Raw genomic sequence first — 20,496 nt, forward strand, 5'->3', positions numbered from 1 at the left:
ATTGAAGTAGTTTAGTTGCGCGGTAAATTTGATGTAAAGACAATTGAAAAATGTTCCAGAACCTAAGGCGATTGCAGATAGGCTCAGCTCTATTTATTGTGCTTTATTATTCGTAATGTTGGTTTCCGTTACGGCTCGGGAAGCGCCATTATCAATGCTAAAGATAACTATGGATGCCGTTGAAGTTTGTCAAATACTCATGAAAAAAACTCTCACTTCCGCGCCTGAAAAAAATCACTCAGCACCGCTGCGAATTTTTTTGGTGGAAGATTCCGTCGATGTACGCGATTGGATTATTGAAACCGTCAATGGTATTCAAGGGGTGATATTGGCTGGATTTTCGGCGGAGGAAAATGATGCGCTTGAGAAAATTGATGCTGAAAGTTATGATATTTTGATCCTCGATATAGAGTTGAGGCAGGGCAATGGTATGAACCTGTTGAAGACGTTATCCAAATCGAATAAAAGTATTAACCATCTTAAGATAATTTTCAGTAACAATGTCAGCCAGGTCTACCGGCGGGCTGGAGAGCAATACGGTGTCCGCTTCTTTTTTGACAAAACTTCCGAATTTACCAAGTTGCGCACGCTACTTGAAGAATTAGGTTCCAGTATGCATTGATGTGCTTTTGTTACGATAGCAGTGCATTCTGTTTATCAGTCTTTGATACACGCCAGTCGTTCATACGCTGCGCAGTAGCAAAAAAATCCACAGTATGATGTAGTGAAAAACGTTCAGCTACGCTCATTAGGCGTTTGCGGTTTTTTTCTTTGTGCGCGCAAAATCCCCCGTATTTTAGTTGCATGAGTGATACTGTTTGCCTTAGCATAAAACCCCGGATTATAGAGATGATGTTTATCTGCGATGGTGATCAGTTGGACGAGAGGGGCAAGAAAATATGAATAAAAAAAAATCGTCAGATGAAAAGGAAATAAGCGACGACCATCCGCATTACCAATATCTGCTTAAAAGCCGCGCACTTGAGCGCTTTGCGCTATCCGGCATTTACGTATCTCGTACTATCGCCACCGCAGTAACCTTAATATTGGTTGTCATGGTGGCTTCGTGTCTGACTCTGGTATGCGCTTTATACGGGGTGAAAGGTAGCGGAGTACTGTTGCAGTTTAGTACTTTGCAACCCAATGTTGTCCTGGGATTCTTGATGGGCGGGGCAGCTCTTCTACTTCAATGTTCGCCGTTAGCCGACAAGTGGCCGATCAAGTTTTTGACGCAAATATTGGCCGTATTGATGCTAGTGCCAGCCATCGCTGTATTGGCCGAGCAACTGCTTGGGTCTGCTAGCCAGTTCGAACATTTTTTTCTGCTATTTACCTGGAGCGGGATGTCCGGCTTTGCCGAAATGCATCCATTCGTTGCGGTTGGTTTTATCTTTTCTGGGGTCGCTTTGCTGGTCCTCGACTATCGAACTCAGAGACAACATTATCCGGCTGAATATCTGGCAAGTGTTTTGATTTTTTTGAGCACAATTCCATTGTTTGGCTATCTATATGATGTCGACGTCTTGACTCATATGATGTACGAAAGAGGCGTGCCGTTAGTCGCTGAGTTGTGTTTCTTGTTATTTGGATTGGCCTTGTTAATGTCTCGTCCACGCCATTTATTGATGGCGATTATTACGCGGCATGCGCCTGGTGGACAAATATTGCGGCGCTCATTACCGCAGATGTTGATTTTGTTAGCGGTGTTGAATTGGTGTGTAGATTGGGGCGCCCGCGAAGAATTATATGACTACAATTTGGTGCCACCTTTATTGACTATCATTGGCGGTGGACTGTTCTTGTTTATTTTTTGGCGAACGGCAGGAAAGGTCGATCAAGAATATAGCGCGCGTTTAAAAAGTGCTGCCGAATTAGCGGAAGCGAGCGCCTTATTAATCGCGGTTAGTGACAATACTAACGATCCAATATTTGTTAAAAATCGGACTGGGAATTTAATTTTTGCAAATCCGGCGTGTCTTCGACAATTCGATATGAGTTGGAGTGAGGCTAAGCTTCGGCGGAGTCGTGATCTATTTTTGCGTCAGGAAGATGCCGACCGGATAGATCATGACGATGTAGGCATTATGGAAGCCGGTGTGTCCCAAACCATAGAGCAAACAATTCTTCTCAAAAGCGGCATTGTGACATTTCAAGTGACCAAGTCGCCCTGGTCCGACTCGCAAGGAAAGATCATGGGAATCGTCGGCATTGCGACCGATATTACTGAGCGGAAGCATGCAGAAGATTCACTCAGGCGAAGGGAGTTGGAACTGGAACGCACCATTTTTCAACGTACCGCTTTACTGCGCGATCTGACGAATCATATTGAAGATGTCCGCGAAGAGGAGAAGCGCGCCATTGCACGGGAGTTGCACGACAACATGGGGGCTGCGCTTACCGCATTAAGTATGCATTTGGAAGGCGTCTATAAAGTTTTCCCGGATGATCCTGTATGGGAAGAGCGCCAAACCCGTATTCAAGAATTACTCAGGTCATTGGTTGCTACTACGCGGCGTATTCAAACTGAACTTCGTCCGAATATGCTTGATCTTTTTGGGCTGAAGGCAGCGATCACCGAGCAATTGGAAGATTTCGGGCAACGTACAGGAATTATTTGCCGCGCCAGTTTGCCGGACGAAAATATTTCCATTAATCATAAGATCGAAATCGCTGTTTATCGCATGCTTCAGGAGATATTAAATAACGTCGCCAAACATGCGCAAGCTACCAAAATTAACGTAGTACTCGATGTGGATGAAGATCGGCTGGCGCTGACAATTTGTGACGACGGTATCGGCATGTCGCAAGAGTGTATTGACAATACCCATACGCATGGGTTGCGCGGGTTAAAAGAACGCGCAAGTTTTCTCGGTGGACGGGTGATGTTTAAGCCGGGTCGGGTTAATGGATTAGAGGTGGGCACGAGAGTAGAAATCGAGGTGCCACTGGTTTCGCGGTTGGGTGACGCCAGCGATGGTGAACACCTCAATTAGCGGATCGATAAAAGTTAATGTTGACTGGACTTCATAATCTCCTACGTGCTTATCGGAGGATGTCTGATGGATTTTACTGCGCAGTTTAATTAACCTAAGAGTACATTCAGGGCCGAGATTACACGGCGATGTAAATTTTGCCAAAAGCCTTTATGTGTAACGAAACCAAGTTATATCCAGCAATATCGCCACACTCAGTATGGTTGTAGCTGGTTTCTCCCAATGTGTTTTATTCACTCAGGAGTAAAAAATGAATAAAGACCAAGTCAAAGGTAACGTCAAAGAAGCTGCAGGGAAAATCCAGGAAAAAACTGGAAAATTGGTTGGTAGCCACAATCAACAAGCAAAAGGTCTTGAAAAACAAGTTTCTGGTAAAGTCCAAAAAACTGTTGGTGACGTTAAAGAGTCCGTAAAGGATGCACAAAAGGGTCATTAATCCTTGGTCGGGTGACGAATTAACGTGCACAAAGAAAGCAGCAGGATGTTTGTGTTCGTTAGCTTGTTCAATGTATTTTGATCTTCATTGGGCCTGATCGATCTCTACGCTTAACTAAACTCGATAAAAAAACGCGCTATTTGTTACATTTTTTTTAACGCGTTTTGAAGATACGATTAGCGGCCCACGTTTTATTTATATGAGGATTTGACCGTCGAAAAAAAAAGCCCAAAAAAAGAGCCCGTGTGATAACGGGCTCTTTGCATTTATACTCAGGAATCTGACGCCACGAGAATACTGCACGGAATTTTTTCTACTAAAAGGCTATCGGTGGAGCCACGCCACCATCGTAACGCCAACGGCTTCTTGCGTGAATGAGCAATGATCACCAAATCAATCCCAAGTTGCGTCACTAAATCGCTAATGACATTGATCGGCTCACCGCTTTCAAAATGGGTGATGACATTTAGGCCGACATCGCTGAGCAGCTTATGTCCTTTGGTGAGCTCTTGTTCCAATAAAGCTTTTTCTGACGTAATAGCGGATTCAGCGACGAATTCCCCAGCCATCAGGTAGGTCGCAAGATTTATAACCCCTAATAAATGTACTTCTACTTCAGAACCGGGAGCAAGGCGGATGCACGCGTGGAGCGCGCAGCGACTTTCGGGTGTGCCATTGTAAGCGATAAGAATTTTTCGGTACATATGCCCTCCGGTGGTGGTCGGTTTTTTAGCAGTTTCTTACTAGTCCTGCTAATCATAGCGCAGACTGGGAGTAGTCACCAGACGTATGCTGCGGGTGCGGCTGGTTTGATCTAACAGCATGCTTCTATTGCCTTGGTTGCATATCTCAAAGTAGACTGTTCAACGTAGACTATTAGCGGTATCTCAAGATAACACTAAAGGGCTATGGCGGTGAAAGGGTTGGGAAGGTTATAGCGCGCTATTTTCGGCATCGATTTTTAAGCTAATCACTGTTGGTAGTGATATTGGACAACAATTCAATGTACTAAGGTAGTAATGTATCAAGAGAAGGGGAAATCGATGTCAAATGAAAATGAGAATCTGGTGCTGGCGCAGGTTGCGAACCAGACTACAGCAGCATCCAACGAAGTCGTCATAGTCGGTGGTGGCGCAGGTGGCCTTGAACTGGCTTGTAAGTTGGGCCGTAAACTGGGGCATGGTCATGTCACTCTGGTTGATCGTACCCTTTATCATATCTGGAAGCCCTCTTTGCATGAGGTCGCGGCGGGAACGCGTGATATCCACCAGGAAGGTTTGTCCTACCAGATGTTGGCGCATGATAATAAATTCCGTTTTGTGTATGGTGCTTTGACCGCCCTTGATGCAATTAACAATACCATTACAGTTGATGCGATCAATGACGAGGCTGGTGTAGAGGTCGTGCCGCCACGACAAATTGCCTTTGGCCGACTGGTTATTGCAGTGGGAAGTGTCTCCAATTATTTCGGGCTGAACGGTGCCGAGAAAAACACCATTTCACTTAATTCAACCGAGGACGCGGAGTATTTTCGCCGGCGATTGCTCAAATTGCTGACGCTGGCCGACCTCAAAAAGGAATTTTCACCGGATGCCGGTATTGATATCGTGATCGTGGGAGGCGGTGCTACCGGTGTTGAACTAGCAGCAGAATTACGTGAAGCCAGCGGCGTGTATACAGATTACGATTTTCCGAGATTGCATCCCGATAAGGATGTGCGTATTACGATCCTTGAAGGCGCACCGCGGCTGCTGGCCCCTTTACCGGAACGTGTCGCTAATGCGGCAACCAAGTTGCTGAGGGAGAGGGATGTGCGCGTAGTCACGGGCTGTCGCGTAGCCAGTATTGCGGAACAATTTGTCACTGACGCAAACGGTAACGATTACGCTTTTGATCTCTGCGTTTGGTCAGCCGGCATCAAGGCACCTGATTTATTAAAAACATTGGGATTGCCCGTAACCGGGTTGGGCCAACTCCAGGTTGACGGCGGTTTAAAGGTGAAAGATAGTAAGAATATCTACGCATTAGGCGATTGTGCTGCCTGCGTGAGCGCTGATGGCAGACTCGTGCCGCCCAGAGCGCAAGCGGCGCATCAACAAGCCGACTATTTGTTAGCGATATTTGTTCGTGAGCATAAAGGTCAACCAGTGAATACGGCCGCCTACGTTTATACAGACCACGGTTCGCTTGTGTCTTTTGGGAGAAGTACGTCGGTTGGTACTTTAATGGGTTCGCTATCAAAACTGGGCTGGTTTGTTGATGGTTTTTTTGCGCGCATGATGTACACCAGTTTGCATTTGTTGCACTTGAACGCACTCTTAGGGCCGATTCGCACTGGTGTTACGGCGACCGCAAGCAGCTTGATGAAGCACGCTAAACCTTCGGTCAAACTGCATTAAAAACACATCAACCCCGTACACGTTTGCACGTGTACGGGGTTGATGTGTGGATATTTCCGGTTGGATGGTATCCGGATGTCGGCCCGTTATTGTATGCGTAGCTGATTGAGTGCGGCATGTTTAGGAGCTAACACTTTATTTTCCAATTTGATTGCCAACCACGCCACCAACGGCGGCACCACCCACAGTACCAAGTGCGCTACCGCCGGTTAATACAGCACCAGCAACTCCGCCAACTCCGGCACCGACGGCCGTATCAGCGCCGCGGTGAGACATGCCGCTGCAACCGCTTAGTGACGCAACAAATGCTAAAGCAAGAGTCCCAACTAACATGTGGTGTAGAGTTTTCATGATGCATCCTTTTAGGGAAAGTGATCGGGAGGGTTCCCGACAAAAAATTGCATTCAGGCCTAACTGACATTTTTTGATATTTTCTGAGAATGACGGTTTATATTCGTATTATTTGCCTTTGCAGATGCAATGGCTATCGGTCAACCACGCATTGCTTTGTAGGACTTTTCCCTCATGGAAAATGATTAGTCGTATAAAGATCACGCTATTTTGTTGTAATGCTGAGGTGTTTTTGTGTTGATAGCCGAGATGCTGACTGGGCGTGAGGGGACGTGAATGGCTGTATCTATTTTTGTATAAATCTTAACTTATGGAAAGTTGCAAAGTTGATATGAAGGTGGCAGTAATCCAACCAATTACACAATACTTATCCCGCTTCGCCCTTCAGTCGAGGGGCGGATTTTTTGTGCTGGCAATGGCATGTGCTGGTGGCGTTAGCGCAGCTGACTTGTCGCGCCATGAAGGTCTGTTTCTGCGTCACGTTGCCGAGGGCGGCTATACCGAAGTAGAGGCAAGTAAGTTAGCACAGACGCGTCTTAGTAGTCCTGAAGTGAAAAAATTTGCTGCCGCGCTAATCGCTGATCAAGATGTAATAACAACAGAATTGGGACGATTGGCCTTGGCCAAGGGAGTGATACTTCCCTTGAATCCCAATAAGATGCAGCGGGCAACCATTTTGAAATTATCAAAACTTAGCGGAATTCGTTTTGATAAAGAATTCAGTCGAGAGATCGGTGTCCTGGCGCACAAGGACCGGATCGCATTGTTTGAGCAGGCGCAAAAAAGAGCGAAAGATGCCGATGTTAAGGAGTTTGCGATTAAGACGCTGCCAATGCTCGAGCAGCAATTGACACAGGGGCAACTGCTGAAGCTGATCGTCGATAAACGCAAGGTGCGAAATTAGTCTTAAATTAGTCTTCATTGCTCTGTTCGATGTGGACGTTTGTTATTTTGCTGCGTCTAAGGCGGCTACTCGTTCGCAATTTCAACTCATATCTCAACACGCTCTGGCACGTTAAAAATGTAGCTAGACGCGGTAAATCGTAAAAAGCATCAAAACGTAACCAATCTCTCGCAGGTGTAATAGTCTGTTTCGAAGCGCTTTACTTGGTTCTAACACTGCTATATTCAATTCAACGCATCGTGAATAGGTAATTTAAAGCTTATCAACGATGTTTTTGGGAATATCAGCCTGGCTGAGTTAACCATAAGAGTCGCACCGTATGTCGATCCTGAAAGGACTATTTCATGTTAACCAAAAAAGTAATCATCTCCGCGCTGTTTATTGCTGCAGCTACTACTGTTTCTGTCTCGGCGTCAGCGTATGACCAAGGGACTAATCTGGTAATCGGTGGTGTCGCGGGAGCTGCTATTGGTAGCGTCGTTGGTGGTCGGAATGGCGCGGTTTTAGGTGGTGTGCTGGGTGCAGTGGTTGGCGCGAGCGCGGGTGGCAATCAAGGTCGAGGTTATCACGATCGTGGTTACTATGATCGCGGCGATTACAACCGCCGTTCAACTGCTTATTACGCGCCTCCCGCAGTCTATGTGCGTCCTGAACCAGTTTATTATCGCCCGGCACCGCAAGTCTATTATCAACCAGCACGGGTTTATGAGCGTCAAGATTATAATCATCGAGACTATGAACCGCGCTACGATCATGGCTATTACGAGCGTTAAAGCAGGGTGATTATTAAAGGATGAGTGCGTCGTTGCGTAATGGCGTTTTCACCCTGGCAGCTAATAAGAAATGACGTAATACAACAAATGCCGATCTGGGAAGCCCCCGCATCGGCATTTTCGTTTTTATAAGCAGTGCTTGCCATTGACCGTATTCGGAGGATACTTAGTTGTCAGGACTTACGCAAAAATGCTCTAGCGTCGTTGTGCTTTCCTTGCCGTCAACGTGGCGCAGTACTAGCGTACTGTCTGCGCCGGCATGGTTGGCAAGCACGTTGCTGGGACAATTTTGCGTAAGTCCTGATTATGTTGTTTTATGGCTTTTGATATAGTAAAAAGGTAGCCTGAACAGTCTCAGTGCGGACTATTTGGAAGAAAAAATCCTGTGTATCGAATTGCCATTGTTATATCAATAGGAGGATCTCATGCCTGAAAGTAAACAATCGCCTAAGTCCGCAGTCATACCAACTGAAGCAGAGAAAACCAACTCGTCACGACGGGCATCATCACATCGTCAATCTGCGTTTGGTCACGCATTGGATGGGAGTCAGCAGCTTGATATCCTGGAAGAGCAGGTCTACGCGAATACCGACGCACCCGGTAAGGATCGTCCCATGGTGTCAACGGAAGTACGCGATTCCGATAAAAAGTAGAGTGCGCCTGTCACCATGGCACGTTATTTTTGCTGAATAGTTACGGCTCGCCCCGCCCCGCTTGCTGTGACAGCTTGATGCTGTACGTTTTTTAATGACGTGCAGTATTTCATCTATCATCCTCCCATCGCGCGGTTTTTACGCCGTCGTTATCATCATTGACCGCTATGTCATCGCGATATGTTGCATGCGACATATGCTGCGACTGCGATTTCACAATACAGTGCACCGTCTTATTCGCCGAACATTGGTATACTCCGAGACTGTTTTTATTTCATATTCTATGATTGTGTCCTTACTCTCTATTCGCTCACTGATTCTTGTTCAATGGCACGGCTTGGCGTGCGCCGCAAACAATACGAGATCGGGGAGGCTAGCTAGGTTGTTAGAAGAAGGTGTGCTCTTTTGGATGGCGCAAATCACAAAACACTGTAAAACAGGCAACTTCCCACATGCAAAGTAATCGCCCGAAAGATGGTTAAACCAATGTTAATTCGTCTCAACACGCAAGCGTTACATCGTGCGTGGCATGCGGTAGTGCGCGTTAGCATATGCGTTGTTTTGTCCTGTAGTTGCGTTGGCTTTGCCGCGCAGGCTATCGGAGCCAATGCCGTCCCCGTTGTGGATGTTGATCAAGCATCGGTTCCGGATACGATCGGACAGCGATTGTTGGCCTGTACCGCGTGTCACGGCAAGCAAGGACGCGCCGCCAGCGACGGTTATTACCCGCGTATCGCCGGTAAACCGGCAGGCTATTTGTACAACCAGCTCGTCAACTTTCGCAGCGGACGCCGACAATATCCGATGATGACTTATATGGTCGATCATATGTCTGATACTTATTTACGCGAAATAGCCGATTACTTTTCAGATCAACATCCACCTTATCCGCCACCACAACCATTTACGCTATCGACTGCCGATTTTCAGCGTGGACGAACTTTGGTGCAACATGGCGACGTTAGCAAAAAAATCCCCGCATGCATTGCCTGTCATGGCACGGCAATGACTGGCGTTCTGCCGGCAACTCCGGGGTTACTTGGCTTACCGCGTGATTATCTGGTCGCGCAGATCGGTGCCTGGCAGACCGGCGTGCGGCACGCTGCGGTACCGGATTGTATGTCGCAAGTGGCGAAGCGACTAAGCGCTGCCGATATCGGTGCGGTCGCCTCCTGGCTAGCTGCGCAACCTGTTCCTGAAGGCGCGACTGCGGCCGCTCCCTCAGCGCTAAAACTTCCGCTTGCCTGTGGCAGCGTTCCACATTGAGCGGAGAGATGCATGACACGTTTTAAGCGTATTTTGTTATGGAGTATTGGCAGCCTGGTCCTGCTGGCGATTATCATCATCGGGTGGCTGGCGTTTATGAATATCGACGATGCTGATCCCCGCGCCACGCAGATAGCAGCGCCGCTAGCACCACTAGCACCGCATCAACTTGCCGATCAAATTGCGCGCGGTGCTTATCTCACCCGTGCCGGAGATTGCATGGCTTGCCACACCGTTCGCGGTGGGCAAAAATATGCGGGCGGGCGAGCAATTGTTACGCCATTCGGCGCGATTTACGCACCGAATCTGACACCTGATCAGCAAACCGGAATCGGGCGTTGGAACGCAAACGATTTTTGGCGCGCGCTACATAACGGCAAGTCGAAGGATGGCAGTTTGTTATACCCCGCTTTCCCCTATACCAATTACACAAAAGTATCGCGATCGGACGCCGATGCCATGTTTGCGTACTTGCAAAGCATGCCAGCAGTAAAGCAAAAGAACACTGCGCCACAGTTACGATTTCCGTATAACAATCGTGTTTTGCTTTATGGTTGGCGCGCTCTATATTTTCGGCCTGGTGTGTATCAGCCCGAAAGTGCGCAATCGGTGGAGTGGAACCGCGGTGCCTATCTGGTTCAGGGTCTCGGCCATTGCAGCGCCTGCCATTCAGCGCGTAACGCGCTGGGAGGACTCAATCTGAAAGGCGAACTCGGCGGTGGCTTTATTCCTGTCGTGAACTGGTATGCACCATCATTAACGTCCGACGTCGAGATCGGTTTGGGTGATTGGGAGATATCACATATCGCGGCGCTGCTAAAGACGGGTGTATCGTCGCGCAGTGCAGTGTTTGGGCCCATGGCCGAAGTGGTGTCGGCCAGTTTGCAGCATTTGCATGATAAGGATATTACTGCAATGGCGGTCTACCTAAAAACGTTACCTCGTTCAGATGGCCGGCCGGTTGCAGAGAAGGAATATGCGCGGCCGCATGAGATCGATCAAGTCCTTGAATTAGGCGCAAAGGTCTACAAAGACAATTGTGTTGCATGTCACCTTACTTCCGGCAAAGGTGCGCCTTCAGCCTATCCGCCATTGAAGGGTAATCGTGCTATTACGATGCCATCTGCGGTCAACGCGATACGGGTTGTCATGTACGGTGGTTTTGCGCCGACAACGGTTGGCAATCCGCGCCCTTACGGAATGCCGCCGTTCGCGCAGGATTTAACGGATGCAGAAGTTGCGGCCGTAGTTTCCTACATTCGCAACTCATGGGGTAACAGCGCTACGTTGGTATCACCATCCGAAGTGAATCGGTATCGCAGTGTGCCCTTAGATTAATGGTTTCGGTAGTGTAAGATAGTGTTAGATAAGTATTGTCGTTATTAAAAAAGCAGCCAGATGGCTGCTTTTTTAATTGGTACTATGTGCAACGCTTCGTCTCAATTGATAGTCTCAATTATTGCATATCCATTATTGCTGCTGATCCTTTGGCCCATCGATCGTCAGCATAATTTTGCCGATATGCGTGCTGCTCTCCATCAAAGCATGCGCTTGCGCAGCTTGTTCGAGCGGGAAGGTTTTAAAGATCACCGGCTTAATTTTTCCAGCTGCCAACAACGGCCAGATGCGCGTTTGTAGTTGGGCCGCGACAGCACCTTTGAAAGCAATCGGCCGCGGTCGTAACGTTGAGCCGGTGATGGTCAGACGGCGCATCATGATTTTACTAAAGTTCAGCTTGGCACTATTTCCACCTAGCGTCGCAATGAAAACGAGACGACCGTCTTCAGCCATGCAATCTATTTCGCGCGGTGCATAATCACCTGCCACCATATCCAGAATGACATCCACGCCTTTCCCAGCGGTCAATGATTTCACCACCTCTACAAAATCTTCAGTGCGGTAATTGATAGCCCGAACAGCACCCAGATCTTCACAAGCCCGGCATTTTTCGTCCGAACCAGCGGTGGCAAAAACCTGGTGTCCAAGCGCTGTGGCAATTTGTATCGCGGCTGCACCGATTCCCGAACTACCGCCTTGAACCAATAAGGTTTCATTTCCCGTTAATCTGCCCCGCTCAAAAACATTACTCCATACAGTAAAGAAGGTCTCAGGTAAGGAGGCGGCTTCGAGCACGGTCCAATTCTTGGGAATAGGTAGACATTGCACAGCAGGCGTGGTGCAATATTCCGCGTATCCGCCGCCAGGAACCAATGCACAAACTAGATCGCCTTTTTTAAAGTGTGTTTCAGAAAAGTCTCCATCGACTATTTCGCCGGCGACTTCCAGTCCGGGCAAATCCGAGGCATCAGGTGGGGGCGCGTAGTTGCCACTGCGCTGAAACACGTCTGGACGATTGACGCCAGCTACCTGGACCTTGATCAGCAATTCACCGGCCTTAAAAACGGGAATAGGGCGTTCACGGATTTGTAATACGTCTGGCCCACCATGTTGTGTAATTTCAATAACGCGCATTGGGATTTCTCTCTTTTCTTGGCTAGATGGGTAGTATCGAAGACTTTATCGGCGATGTCTTCATATCTCCACTTAAGTTGAGTCACTTAATTTCGTGCACTTAAATTCGATCCCGACCAATAACCATGGTTTGTTTGATAATGGGATGCGTTATTGTATGACGACTTCTGTTCCTACGCTGTCGCCACGCTATCCGATGATATTAAAATATCATTTAAGAAATTTGAATGAGTCTATTTTGGTCGATGCGGAACTTTGCTACTTACGGTACAGTCAATGCATTGCTTCAGAGGCAACGAACAACCATGAGCGTATGAAAAATTCAAACACCCCTATTCGCTATACAACAACCGCTATCAGGATGCACTGGTTGGTCGCACTATTAATTTTTGCAGCGTTTGGGATGGGCTGGTATATGACCGGCATCCCCGGCCTTACGCCGCAAAAACTGAAGTTATTTTCGTGGCATAAATGGCTCGGCGTGACGGTCTTTGGCTTGGCGGTGATCCGCGTTGCATGGCGCTTATTACATCCAGCTCCGCCTTTGCCGATGGGTATTCCTCGTTGGCAGCAGAAAGCTGCGCATCTGGTACATCAACTGTTGTATGTGTTGATTATCGCGATTCCGCTGACGGGTTATTTTTACAGCGCCGCATCAGGGATTCCTGTGGTGTATTTGGGTTTGTTTAAAATGCCCATGCTGATTGAAAAAAATGATCAGCTAAAATCTATTTTGGGACCGACGCATGTCTGGTTGAATTATTTGATGGCGACAATTGTGTTAGCGCATGTTCTGGCTGCATTGAAGCATCAGTTGATTGACCGTGATGGTACGTTGAGTCGTATGCTGCCATTTCTAAAGTAAGTTTTTTCACTTCCTGATCAGGGATAAAAGAAACGCTCTTGAAATGATTCGAAAAATAATGAAGGAGTAATGTTAGTGAAAAATTTTCTTATGCAATCGACGATAGCAAAATCGACGATAGTACTGGCTCTGATTGGTGCGATAGCCGGGATGGCTAATACTGCCTGGGCACAACTTGATGTGGCTAAAAGTTCGGTCAGCATTGTAGCCAAACAATTGGGCGTGCCGATGGACGGTAAATTTAAAAAATTTGAAGCAACGGTAGATTTCAATCCAGCTAAGTTGGCGCAATCAACAGCCAAGGTCGATATCGATATGGCGAGTTTCGACATTGGCGCGGAAGAGTACAACAAAGAAGTACGCGGTAAGGACTGGTTTGATACTGCTAAATATCCTAAAGCGACGTTTGTTTCCAGCAGTATTAAGCAGGGCGCGTCTGGCAAATATGACGTTGTCGGTAAACTTACCATCAAGGGCCGGACGCAAGATGTTGTAATTGGTGCGAGCTATAAGCAGGATGCTGGGGGTAACGTGTTTGAAGGCGTATTGCCGATTAAACGCAACGCGTTCAGCATAGGCGAGGGCGATTGGAAAGATACCTCAGTTGTCGCTGATGAAGTACAGATCAAATTTCGTATTGTCACTGCAGTAAAAAAATAAGTGTCCGTCAAACCTCGTAAGCAAAAGGTCTGCAAATTTTGAGGGACTAAGTTGATGCATTAAGTTGATGCGCTAAGAATTTTTATGACACACGGCTAAGTTTCGAGGCCATTCATTCAACGAAAAGGAAAACGATGAAACTACGTACTTTGGTTGCTGCCTTTGCGGCACTGTTTGCAACCGCTGCAATGGCTGCTCCCGCGACCTATAATCTGGATCCGACTCATACGTATCCAAGTTTTGAGGCCGATCACATGGGCGGTTTGTCTAAATGGCGTGGCAAATTCACGAAAAGTAGCGGTACCGTGTTGCTCGATCGTGCTGCCAAAACAGGATCAATCGAGATCAAAATTGATCCTGCATCAATCGACTTTGGTAATGCCAAGCTGAACGATCACGCTAAAAGCGCCGATATGTTTGACGTCGCTAAATTTCCTGAGGTTACCTATAAAGGAAAGTTCATCAAGTTTGACGGCGACGTCCCGAAAGAAGTTGAGGGCGAACTGACGATGCACGGCGTCACTAAGAAAGTGAATCTTAAGATTGACGATTTTCTTTGCAAGATCAACCCAATGTTGAAGCGTGAAGTGTGCGGTGCCGACGTTGACGGTAAATTTAATCGTGATGATTTTGGCATCGACTACGGCAAAAAAATGGGTTTCAAACAGGAAGTAAAATTGAAGATTCAGGTTGAAGGTATCAATCAGAACTAATGCTGTATTTTTCTAAAAAAACCGTTGCCATCTATTGCAGCGGTTTTTTTATTTCCTCTAATGTTGAATCCAGGCTTCACCAGTAATGTTGTCGACCCGCGAGGCGAGGCAATGGTGGTCGTGCCCTATTTTGTTGACGTCAGACCGGCTTGCACTCGCACTCCCCATTAAGCGCTTCCTGTTCCTTCTGACGTCCTTTTAAGTGCCGTGCGGCAGAGTTTGTATCAATATAAAATACGGCTAACCAGCAAAACTCATCTATATCGTCAGAATGTGAATAATCGCTATCCGATGGATTAGAGGACCGCTGCAACTTTTAGATTTTAAAAAAATGAGATGTCGACTAAATCGCCAACCGTTGCCAACTGGGTAGCTGGTTGTGCTTAGCGATTAGGGTGATCCAAAAATCTCCCATACTCCGATCAAAAAAAGTGGTGAAACAAATGGTGATACGAGTGGTGACGCAAACGGAAATGCAGGCGGTGATACCAACGAAGGTGCAAACCGAACGGGCGGCACAACAATCTGACCCTGCGCACAATAATCATCCCGCACAGGAACCGCCATCGGTGCGGGCATTATTTTTAGGGTTTCTCGGGTTGGGATTGATCGGATTTGGTGGAGTGCTACCTCTGGCACGCCGTATGTTGGTTGAGCAGCGTCGGTGGCTAACCGATGCGGAGTTCACTGATCTTCTTGGTCTGTGTCAGTTTCTGCCCGGTGGCAATATCATTAATCTCTCGGTAGCGATCGGATTGCAGTTTCGTGGTATCCGAGGTGCGCTTGCCGCTCTGCTGGGATTGATCGCGGCGCCGACTGCCATTGTGATTGCCCTTGGGGTTATTTACGAGCGCTTTCAGAATGATACCCATATCGCGCATATGTTTGCCGGTCTCGCGGCGGCGGCGGCGGGGTTACTTATATCGACCGCTTTAAAGATGGCAACACCGCTACGCCGCAAACCGTTAGGGATCTTGATAGCAGCCACCTTCTTCGTCGCGATTGCGTTGTTGCGTTTGCCGTTATTACCAACAATGTTGGTCTTGGTTCCTGTCAGTATTCTTGTTACATGGCGGTGGGCGGCATGATTGCAGTTCTTCTTTCCCTTGCTGCCATTTTTTCAGAACTTTCATTGCTTGCCTTTGGCGGTGGCAATACCATACTGCCAGAGATGCAGCGTCAGGTTGTCCATATTCATCACTGGATGTCGGCGCAGGAGTTCAGTGCCATGTTCGCGCTGGCGCAGGCCGCACCGGGGCCAAACATGATGGTGGTGACGCTGGTTGGCTGGCATGTAGCAGGGTGGCCAGGCGTGATTGTGACGTCAATCGCAAAATTCGGCCCGTCATCGATACTCACCGGCATTACCTTGCATTATTGGCGACGGTTTAAGGATGAGTCTTGGCGCGGTATTGTGCAGGCTGGTCTGGTTCCTGTGACGGTTGGTTTGGTGGCGGCGAGCGCGTCATTGATCACGGAGGCATCCGTTCATGCCTTGATATTGGGAGCGATCACACTGGGTTGCGTCGTGGGTACGTTGAAAACCCGATTACATCCATTATGGTTTTTGGCTGTGGGTGCGTTAGTTGGATTGACTGGGTTTGGTCAGTGATCTCAAAAATATTGGTAAAGCTGAGAGCCTGGATTAAAAATAGCCGTGTGGCTTACTGGGAAAAGTGTGATGGCTTTTTAAGGTAGAGACCCGGTGCCGAAAACGACGTCAACATGACAGAAGCAACGGCTGAACAAAATAGAGGATGAAGCAGAAATACAAAAGGGTTCCAGATCGAAATCTGGAACCCTTTTTATTTTGGTAGGCCGTGCGGGATTCGAACCTGCGACCAACGGATTAAAAGTCCGCTGCTCTACCAGCTGAGCTAACGACCCAAAACAGTGCTGCTAAGTGCAATCAAAAAAGCCGTCTTTTGTTCACACTTACTTAAAAACTAAACGACGTTATTTCTGAAAATTTCTGAAATAACAAAGGGTTTTAGATTTCGTCTAAAACCCTTTTTTATTCGTGGTAGGCCGTGCGGGATTCGAACCTGCGACCAACGGATTAAAAGTCCGCTGCTCTACCAGCTGAGCTAACGACCCGAAAGAACGCTATTATAGAGAAGGTGTAGGCACTATGTCAAACTACTCTTGTCTTTTTATTTCATCTTCGTGAAAAGACTGCTTTTAGTTCACTTTGCACCGGCTAAACGTTCTTTAGCAGTCACAGCCGCAGGCGTGTTTGGATATTGAGAGATGACTTGCTCAAGTGATTTTTTTGCAGCGCCCTTGTCCTTCAACTCAGTGTAACTACTCGACATGTTCAAAAGAGCGTCAGCCGCTTTCGGATTGTCGGGATATTTTTTGATCACCACTTGCTGTGCCGCTATGGCGTTTTTATAGTCGCGTTGCGCAAAGTACGAATTGCCCAACCAGTATTGTGCCGAAGGCGCAAAGCCTGACGCTGGATAGCGCCTCAGATAATCGGAGAACGCCGCGGTAGCGCCTTTGTAGTCGCCACCCTTGAAACTGGCTAGCGCAGCGTCATACGATTTCTGCTCGTTAGGATCAATGCTGACTTCCTGGCCATCAACGTTGACTTTCTGCGGCTCCAGTTTACGCAAACGATTATCCAGATCGACATAAAAATCCTTCTGGCGTTGCTGCGTATTGGCAACCTCGTTGGTCAACACTTCAATCTGTCCTCGTAGCTTGGCGATCTCTTGATTCAATTGATCGTTTTGATCAGCCAGACTAAGTGAGCTGCTCTTATCCGCTTTGCCGTCGACGCGGGCATTCACCGCATCAATTCTGCTGCGAATATCAAGAATTGCGCGTCGTGCTTCAGCATCGTCAAACAAACCGGCGTGGGCTATCGGTGCAAAGCAACCTGCGGCCAGCAAGGCCGCAGTCAGCGTTGATTTAGAAAAAATCCGCATGATCATCACTTGGTTTATTAATAAACGATATCTGCGCGACGATTCTCAGCGAAAGACGCTTCGTCGTTGCCCAGTGCTTTAGGCTTTTCTTTGCCCAGAGAAACGGCTTCTACCTGTGCATCAGGAACACCTAGCAATGCCATTGCTTTACGAACTGCTTCAGCACGTTTCTGGCCCAGTGCCAGATTGTATTCGCGACCGCCGCGGTCATCGGTATTGCCTTGAATGATGATCTTACGACCCTTGTTAGCGATCAGGTATTTAGCGTGCGCTTCAACAACAGAGCGGAACTCTTCTTTGACCGAATAGCTATCGTAGTCGAAATAAATGCTGCGCTTGGACAGAACGCCTTGCGGGTCATTCAATGCATCGCTTGAACCAGCGTTGACCGGGTTGACGGAACGTGGATCTGCTCCACCGGTCATGCTGCCGCGGTCTTCGATCTTAGCCTTGTCGTCAAGCTTGACAGGGGATGAGCATGCGGCAAGTAAAACGGCGCTTGAAACGATAAGGGCAAAGCTACTGAGGTGGCGCATTATTATTCTCCAGAGAGGTGAGTTGTTCAGGACTTCTGCAAAATCGCCCCAATGGGGTTGTGCTTTCCTAACGTTCTTTGTCGGCAGGGTTGGCAAGCCCGCTGCTGGGACAATTTTGCGTAAGTCCTATTGTTTTACTTATTACTTAACTTTAATACACATCGCGATGGAACTACTACTTGGTAATTACTTCATAAACGGGCCCCAGGTCGGCTCCCTGATATCGCCGGCCTGAACGGTCAATCGTTGTTTGACACGGCCATCGACTGAGACAACCGCGAGCGATCCACGACGGCCGCCAGACTCGGTTGCATACATAATGTATTGACCGTTTGGCGAGAAGCTTGGGGACTCGTCTTTAACCGTATCCGACAAACGCTGCTCTTGGTTGTTACCTAAATCCATGGCGTACAACTGGAAGCCACCGCTCCGACGAGAAATATACGCCAATGTTTTGCCATCTGGCGAAATTCGAGGACTGATGTTGTAATTACCGCTAAAAGTCACGCGTTGGGCCTCTCCCCCATTAGCACTCATTTTGTAAATTTGCGGGCCACCACTGCGATCGCTGGTGAAGTAAATACTTTGTCCGTCAGCAGAGAATTGCGGCTCGGTGTCAATGCCGGAAGTATTTGTCAAACGACGCAGGCTGCTACCATCAGCATTGACAACGTACACTTGGGTCAGGCTGTCGCGCGCCAGGGCAATCGCGATCTTGGTGCCATCAGGCGACCACGATGGGGCCGAGTTACTACCCTTGTAGTTAGCAATAATAGTGCGTTGTTTTGTCACTAGATTCTGCACGTACACAATCGGTTTTTTTGCTTCAAATGACACATATGCTACCTTGGTTCCATCAGGCGACCAAGCTGGCGAAATGATAGGTTCGTTGGATCGCAGAGCGACTTGCGTACCTTCGCCATCTGCATCGGCAATTTCCAAACGATATTCTTTACCAGATTTAGTGACGTACGCAATACGCGTAGCAAAAGCACCACGAATGCCGATCAGTTTTTGATAAATATCGTCGGCAATTTTATGCGCTGAAACGCGGGTGTATTGGGCAGACGACGACAGTGACAGTCCAGAAAGCTGGGCTGACTTAACTGTATCGAGCAACTTATAGCGGACGTCGAACCGGCCATCGGCTAATTTTTCTACACTACCCACAACCAAGGCGTCGGCCCCACGTGATTTCCAATCACCGTAGTTGATTTGCGATGCGTCGGAGACCACGTCGCTGGTATCGATAATCTTAAACATGCCGCTACGCGACAAATCAGCTTTAATGATCGCTGTAATTTGTTGCGGTGCCAGATTTTCATTGCTAAAACCAGCGATTGCGATAGGAATTTGCGTGGCGCCCACGCCTGCAGTTTCAATGCGTAACTGGGCATACACCAATGGCGTCGATATCAGGGCTGTGACGGCTATACCGATCACGGCAATTGAGCGCACTGAATGTCGTATCCAAGTCCCGATTAACGGGCTTGATGGGTTCTTTTTCATAGTTTATTGATCTTTCGGTTTATGGATTCCGATGAAGCTAGAGGGAACAGAACCCGATTTATCTTTTGGATAAGGTGCAGATCTCTCAATTGCACGCTTTACCGCTTCGTCGAAACCCGAGACACCTGAGGGTTTTCGCAAGTGAATACTGGCCACTGATCCATCTGGAAGTAGCTGTACTTCATATTCTACCGACGGATTTCCAGCCATGCCATCGGGCACGTTAAAGTTGATAAATCCTTTTATTTTGGCACCAACTTTTTGGGCGTAACCAGGATCGCCACGCGGTCCTTGAGATTGTGCGGCGGTGCCGGTGCTATTCGATGCGCCATTGCCGGTAGCCTGTCCCAGTAACCGCTTCATATCATCATTATGTCGTTTGTCGGAAGCTGCATCGTCGGCCTTGCGTTGTTTGTCGATAGCAGCTTTTTTAGCCGCCTCTTTTGCCGCCTCCTGTTTCTGCTTCAATTTGTCGTCTGCTTCCGCTGCTTTTTTTGCATCAGCATCCGCTTTTTTCTTATCGTCAGCCGCTTTCTGCTTCGCAGCCAGCTTATCGGCTAATTTTGCGGCATCTTTTTTCTCCTGCGCTTTTTCCTGTTCGTCGGCTTTACGCTGGCGTTCTTTATCCTCAAGAACCTGCTCGGCATGATCTCGATCCTTCTTCTCTTGTACTTTCCGCTTTCGCTCTTTTTCTAATGCAATTTCGGGATCAGGCACGACCGGCTGAACCACTTTTGGTGGCGGTGGTGCTTCCGTTACAACGGGTTTCTGCACGGGTTGCGGGACTGGTTTTTCTATCGGTTCTGGCGGCGGCGTTGGTGTTGGTGTTGGCGGCGGCGGTGCCGCTTCCCGTACCTCCGGGCTCCATACTTCTGCCTCAACGGCTACGGGTACTTGGCTTTGCCAATGGACGCCGATCCACAGGAATACGATCAACGCCGCATGCACTGCTGCTGCCAGAGCGATAGCGCGCCATCGACCCGGTTCTTTTGGTATTGAGTAAGGGATACGATCTGTCATGAGCAGACTGTCA

Annotated in this window: 21 protein-coding genes and 2 tRNA genes; 14 read left to right on the forward strand and 9 right to left on the reverse strand. The window is 48.1% G+C overall.

The genetic code is table 11. The annotated features are described in order from the left end of the window. The first annotated feature begins 43 nt into the window (after positions 1-43). The 3 genes from ACXX82_RS16730 to ACXX82_RS16740 all read left to right on the forward strand — a co-directional run bounded on the left by ACXX82_RS16730 (position 44) and on the right by ACXX82_RS16740 (position 3,429). Positions 44-622: a response regulator gene (locus tag ACXX82_RS16730; RefSeq protein WP_322236832.1), complete on the forward strand. Its 579-nt coding sequence runs from the start codon at positions 44-46 to the stop codon at positions 620-622. A 277-nt stretch (positions 623-899) separates the two neighbouring features. Continuing rightward, positions 900-2,993 carry a PAS domain-containing sensor histidine kinase gene (locus tag ACXX82_RS16735; protein WP_458563288.1) on the forward strand — a complete coding sequence of 698 codons (2,094 nt, stop codon included), beginning with the start codon at positions 900-902 and terminating at the stop codon, positions 2,991-2,993. 250 nt (positions 2,994-3,243) lie between these two features. Further along, positions 3,244-3,429 (forward strand): CsbD family protein, encoded by a 186-nt coding sequence (locus ACXX82_RS16740; protein ID WP_458563289.1) that lies wholly within the window; start codon positions 3,244-3,246, stop codon positions 3,427-3,429. Positions 3,430-3,701: 272 nt separating this feature from the next. On the opposite strand, the gene ACXX82_RS16745 is transcribed toward ACXX82_RS16740, so the two are convergent. Beyond that, positions 3,702-4,133 carry a universal stress protein gene (locus ACXX82_RS16745; RefSeq protein ID WP_322236837.1) on the reverse strand — a complete coding sequence of 144 codons (432 nt, stop codon included), beginning with the start codon at positions 4,131-4,133 and terminating at the stop codon, positions 3,702-3,704. 339 nt (positions 4,134-4,472) lie between these two features. Between ACXX82_RS16745 and ACXX82_RS16750 the strand changes: the two genes are divergently transcribed. After that, positions 4,473-5,828, forward strand: a complete 1,356-nt coding sequence (locus ACXX82_RS16750) for an NAD(P)/FAD-dependent oxidoreductase (RefSeq protein ID WP_322236839.1) — start codon at positions 4,473-4,475, stop codon at positions 5,826-5,828. A 135-nt stretch (positions 5,829-5,963) separates the two neighbouring features. Here the strand turns inward: ACXX82_RS16750 and ACXX82_RS16755 are convergent, their stop codons facing one another. Continuing rightward, on the reverse strand, positions 5,964-6,179 hold the full coding sequence (locus ACXX82_RS16755) for a YMGG-like glycine zipper-containing protein (RefSeq protein ID WP_322236841.1): 216 nt from the start codon (positions 6,177-6,179) through the stop codon (positions 5,964-5,966). A 337-nt stretch (positions 6,180-6,516) separates the two neighbouring features. On the opposite strand from ACXX82_RS16755, the gene ACXX82_RS16760 reads away from it, so the two are divergent. The 5 genes from ACXX82_RS16760 to ACXX82_RS16780 all read left to right on the forward strand — a co-directional run bounded on the left by ACXX82_RS16760 (position 6,517) and on the right by ACXX82_RS16780 (position 11,113). Continuing rightward, positions 6,517-7,083 carry a DUF4142 domain-containing protein gene (locus ACXX82_RS16760; protein WP_323518934.1) on the forward strand — a complete coding sequence of 189 codons (567 nt, stop codon included), beginning with the start codon at positions 6,517-6,519 and terminating at the stop codon, positions 7,081-7,083. 344 nt (positions 7,084-7,427) lie between these two features. Then, complete coding sequence (locus tag ACXX82_RS16765; protein WP_322236845.1) at positions 7,428-7,856, forward strand: YMGG-like glycine zipper-containing protein; 429 nt, start codon at positions 7,428-7,430, stop codon at positions 7,854-7,856. Between the two features lie 425 nt (positions 7,857-8,281). After that, positions 8,282-8,509: a hypothetical protein gene (locus ACXX82_RS16770; RefSeq protein ID WP_458563290.1), complete on the forward strand. Its 228-nt coding sequence runs from the start codon at positions 8,282-8,284 to the stop codon at positions 8,507-8,509. A 486-nt stretch (positions 8,510-8,995) separates the two neighbouring features. After that, on the forward strand, positions 8,996-9,775 hold the full coding sequence (locus tag ACXX82_RS16775) for a c-type cytochrome (protein ID WP_458563291.1): 780 nt from the start codon (positions 8,996-8,998) through the stop codon (positions 9,773-9,775). A 12-nt stretch (positions 9,776-9,787) separates the two neighbouring features. Then, on the forward strand, positions 9,788-11,113 hold the full coding sequence (locus ACXX82_RS16780; protein ID WP_322236851.1) for a c-type cytochrome: 1,326 nt from the start codon (positions 9,788-9,790) through the stop codon (positions 11,111-11,113). Between the two features lie 132 nt (positions 11,114-11,245). Here ACXX82_RS16780 and ACXX82_RS16785 read toward each other — a convergent pair whose 3' ends face one another. After that, the gene (locus ACXX82_RS16785; protein ID WP_323506842.1) at positions 11,246-12,247 is read right to left on the reverse strand and encodes an NAD(P)H-quinone oxidoreductase; all 1,002 of its coding nucleotides are present in this window, start codon (positions 12,245-12,247) and stop codon (positions 11,246-11,248) included. Positions 12,248-12,560: 313 nt separating this feature from the next. On the opposite strand from ACXX82_RS16785, the gene ACXX82_RS16790 reads away from it, so the two are divergent. The 5 genes from ACXX82_RS16790 to ACXX82_RS16810 all read left to right on the forward strand — a co-directional run bounded on the left by ACXX82_RS16790 (position 12,561) and on the right by ACXX82_RS16810 (position 16,097). Continuing rightward, positions 12,561-13,112 carry a cytochrome b gene (locus ACXX82_RS16790; protein ID WP_322236855.1) on the forward strand — a complete coding sequence of 184 codons (552 nt, stop codon included), beginning with the start codon at positions 12,561-12,563 and terminating at the stop codon, positions 13,110-13,112. A gap of 150 nt (positions 13,113-13,262) precedes the next feature. Next, positions 13,263-13,772: a YceI family protein gene (locus tag ACXX82_RS16795; RefSeq protein ID WP_416348549.1), complete on the forward strand. Its 510-nt coding sequence runs from the start codon at positions 13,263-13,265 to the stop codon at positions 13,770-13,772. Between the two features lie 134 nt (positions 13,773-13,906). Continuing rightward, positions 13,907-14,485, forward strand: coding sequence for a YceI family protein (locus ACXX82_RS16800; RefSeq protein WP_323506844.1), 579 nt, complete (start codon positions 13,907-13,909; stop codon positions 14,483-14,485). Positions 14,486-14,928: 443 nt separating this feature from the next. Further along, a complete protein-coding gene (locus tag ACXX82_RS16805) occupies positions 14,929-15,573 on the forward strand; it encodes a chromate transporter (RefSeq protein WP_322236861.1) in 645 nt (214 codons plus the stop codon). Beyond that, the gene (locus ACXX82_RS16810; RefSeq protein WP_458563292.1) at positions 15,570-16,097 is read left to right on the forward strand and encodes a chromate transporter; all 528 of its coding nucleotides are present in this window, start codon (positions 15,570-15,572) and stop codon (positions 16,095-16,097) included. Before ACXX82_RS16805 ends, ACXX82_RS16810 begins: the two co-directional genes overlap by 4 nt. Before the next feature lie 199 nt (positions 16,098-16,296). Here ACXX82_RS16810 and ACXX82_RS16815 read toward each other — a convergent pair. The 6 genes from ACXX82_RS16815 to tolA form a co-directional block, all read right to left on the reverse strand. Continuing rightward, positions 16,297-16,372 (reverse strand) — tRNA-Lys (locus ACXX82_RS16815). A 134-nt stretch (positions 16,373-16,506) separates the two neighbouring features. Continuing rightward, positions 16,507-16,582 (reverse strand) — tRNA-Lys (locus ACXX82_RS16820). An 89-nt stretch (positions 16,583-16,671) separates the two neighbouring features. Next, positions 16,672-17,418, reverse strand: a complete 747-nt coding sequence (gene ybgF, locus ACXX82_RS16825; RefSeq protein ID WP_322236865.1) for a tol-pal system protein YbgF — start codon at positions 17,416-17,418, stop codon at positions 16,672-16,674. 17 nt (positions 17,419-17,435) lie between these two features. After that, a complete protein-coding gene (gene pal / locus ACXX82_RS16830) occupies positions 17,436-17,954 on the reverse strand; it encodes a peptidoglycan-associated lipoprotein Pal (protein WP_322236867.1) in 519 nt (172 codons plus the stop codon). Positions 17,955-18,140: 186 nt separating this feature from the next. Next, positions 18,141-19,463: a Tol-Pal system beta propeller repeat protein TolB gene (gene tolB, locus ACXX82_RS16835; protein WP_322236869.1), complete on the reverse strand. Its 1,323-nt coding sequence runs from the start codon at positions 19,461-19,463 to the stop codon at positions 18,141-18,143. A 3-nt stretch (positions 19,464-19,466) separates the two neighbouring features. Then, the gene (gene tolA / locus ACXX82_RS16840) at positions 19,467-20,483 is read right to left on the reverse strand and encodes a cell envelope integrity protein TolA (RefSeq protein WP_458563293.1); all 1,017 of its coding nucleotides are present in this window, start codon (positions 20,481-20,483) and stop codon (positions 19,467-19,469) included. Positions 20,484-20,496 lie beyond the last annotated feature (13 nt).

The sequence above is a fragment of the Glaciimonas sp. GNP009 genome (assembly GCF_054343755.1).

Excerpts from the sequence above, each read along its gene's own strand:
- ACXX82_RS16755 (WP_322236841.1), bottom strand. The coding sequence starts at position 6,179 with ATGAAAACTCTACACCACATGTTAGTTGGGACTCTTGCTTTAGCATTT.
- ACXX82_RS16740 (WP_458563289.1), top strand. The coding sequence starts at position 3,244 with ATGAATAAAGACCAAGTCAAAGGTAACGTCAAAGAAGCTGCAGGGAAA.
- pal (WP_322236867.1), bottom strand. The coding sequence starts at position 17,954 with ATGCGCCACCTCAGTAGCTTTGCCCTTATCGTTTCAAGCGCCGTTTTA.
- ACXX82_RS16790 (WP_322236855.1), top strand. The coding sequence starts at position 12,561 with ATGAAAAATTCAAACACCCCTATTCGCTATACAACAACCGCTATCAGG.
- tolA (WP_458563293.1), bottom strand. The coding sequence starts at position 20,483 with ATGACAGATCGTATCCCTTACTCAATACCAAAAGAACCGGGTCGATGG.
- ACXX82_RS16805 (WP_322236861.1), top strand. The coding sequence starts at position 14,929 with ATGGTGATACGAGTGGTGACGCAAACGGAAATGCAGGCGGTGATACCA.
- ACXX82_RS16745 (WP_322236837.1), bottom strand. The coding sequence starts at position 4,133 with ATGTACCGAAAAATTCTTATCGCTTACAATGGCACACCCGAAAGTCGC.
- ACXX82_RS16770 (WP_458563290.1), top strand. The coding sequence starts at position 8,282 with ATGCCTGAAAGTAAACAATCGCCTAAGTCCGCAGTCATACCAACTGAA.
- ACXX82_RS16795 (WP_416348549.1), top strand. The coding sequence starts at position 13,263 with ATGGCTAATACTGCCTGGGCACAACTTGATGTGGCTAAAAGTTCGGTC.
- ACXX82_RS16785 (WP_323506842.1), bottom strand. The coding sequence starts at position 12,247 with ATGCGCGTTATTGAAATTACACAACATGGTGGGCCAGACGTATTACAA.
- ACXX82_RS16800 (WP_323506844.1), top strand. The coding sequence starts at position 13,907 with ATGAAACTACGTACTTTGGTTGCTGCCTTTGCGGCACTGTTTGCAACC.
- ACXX82_RS16765 (WP_322236845.1), top strand. The coding sequence starts at position 7,428 with ATGTTAACCAAAAAAGTAATCATCTCCGCGCTGTTTATTGCTGCAGCT.
- ACXX82_RS16750 (WP_322236839.1), top strand. The coding sequence starts at position 4,473 with ATGTCAAATGAAAATGAGAATCTGGTGCTGGCGCAGGTTGCGAACCAG.
- tolB (WP_322236869.1), bottom strand. The coding sequence starts at position 19,463 with ATGAAAAAGAACCCATCAAGCCCGTTAATCGGGACTTGGATACGACAT.
- ACXX82_RS16775 (WP_458563291.1), top strand. The coding sequence starts at position 8,996 with ATGTTAATTCGTCTCAACACGCAAGCGTTACATCGTGCGTGGCATGCG.
- ACXX82_RS16810 (WP_458563292.1), top strand. The coding sequence starts at position 15,570 with ATGATTGCAGTTCTTCTTTCCCTTGCTGCCATTTTTTCAGAACTTTCA.
- ACXX82_RS16735 (WP_458563288.1), top strand. The coding sequence starts at position 900 with ATGAATAAAAAAAAATCGTCAGATGAAAAGGAAATAAGCGACGACCAT.
- ACXX82_RS16780 (WP_322236851.1), top strand. The coding sequence starts at position 9,788 with ATGACACGTTTTAAGCGTATTTTGTTATGGAGTATTGGCAGCCTGGTC.
- ybgF (WP_322236865.1), bottom strand. The coding sequence starts at position 17,418 with ATGCGGATTTTTTCTAAATCAACGCTGACTGCGGCCTTGCTGGCCGCA.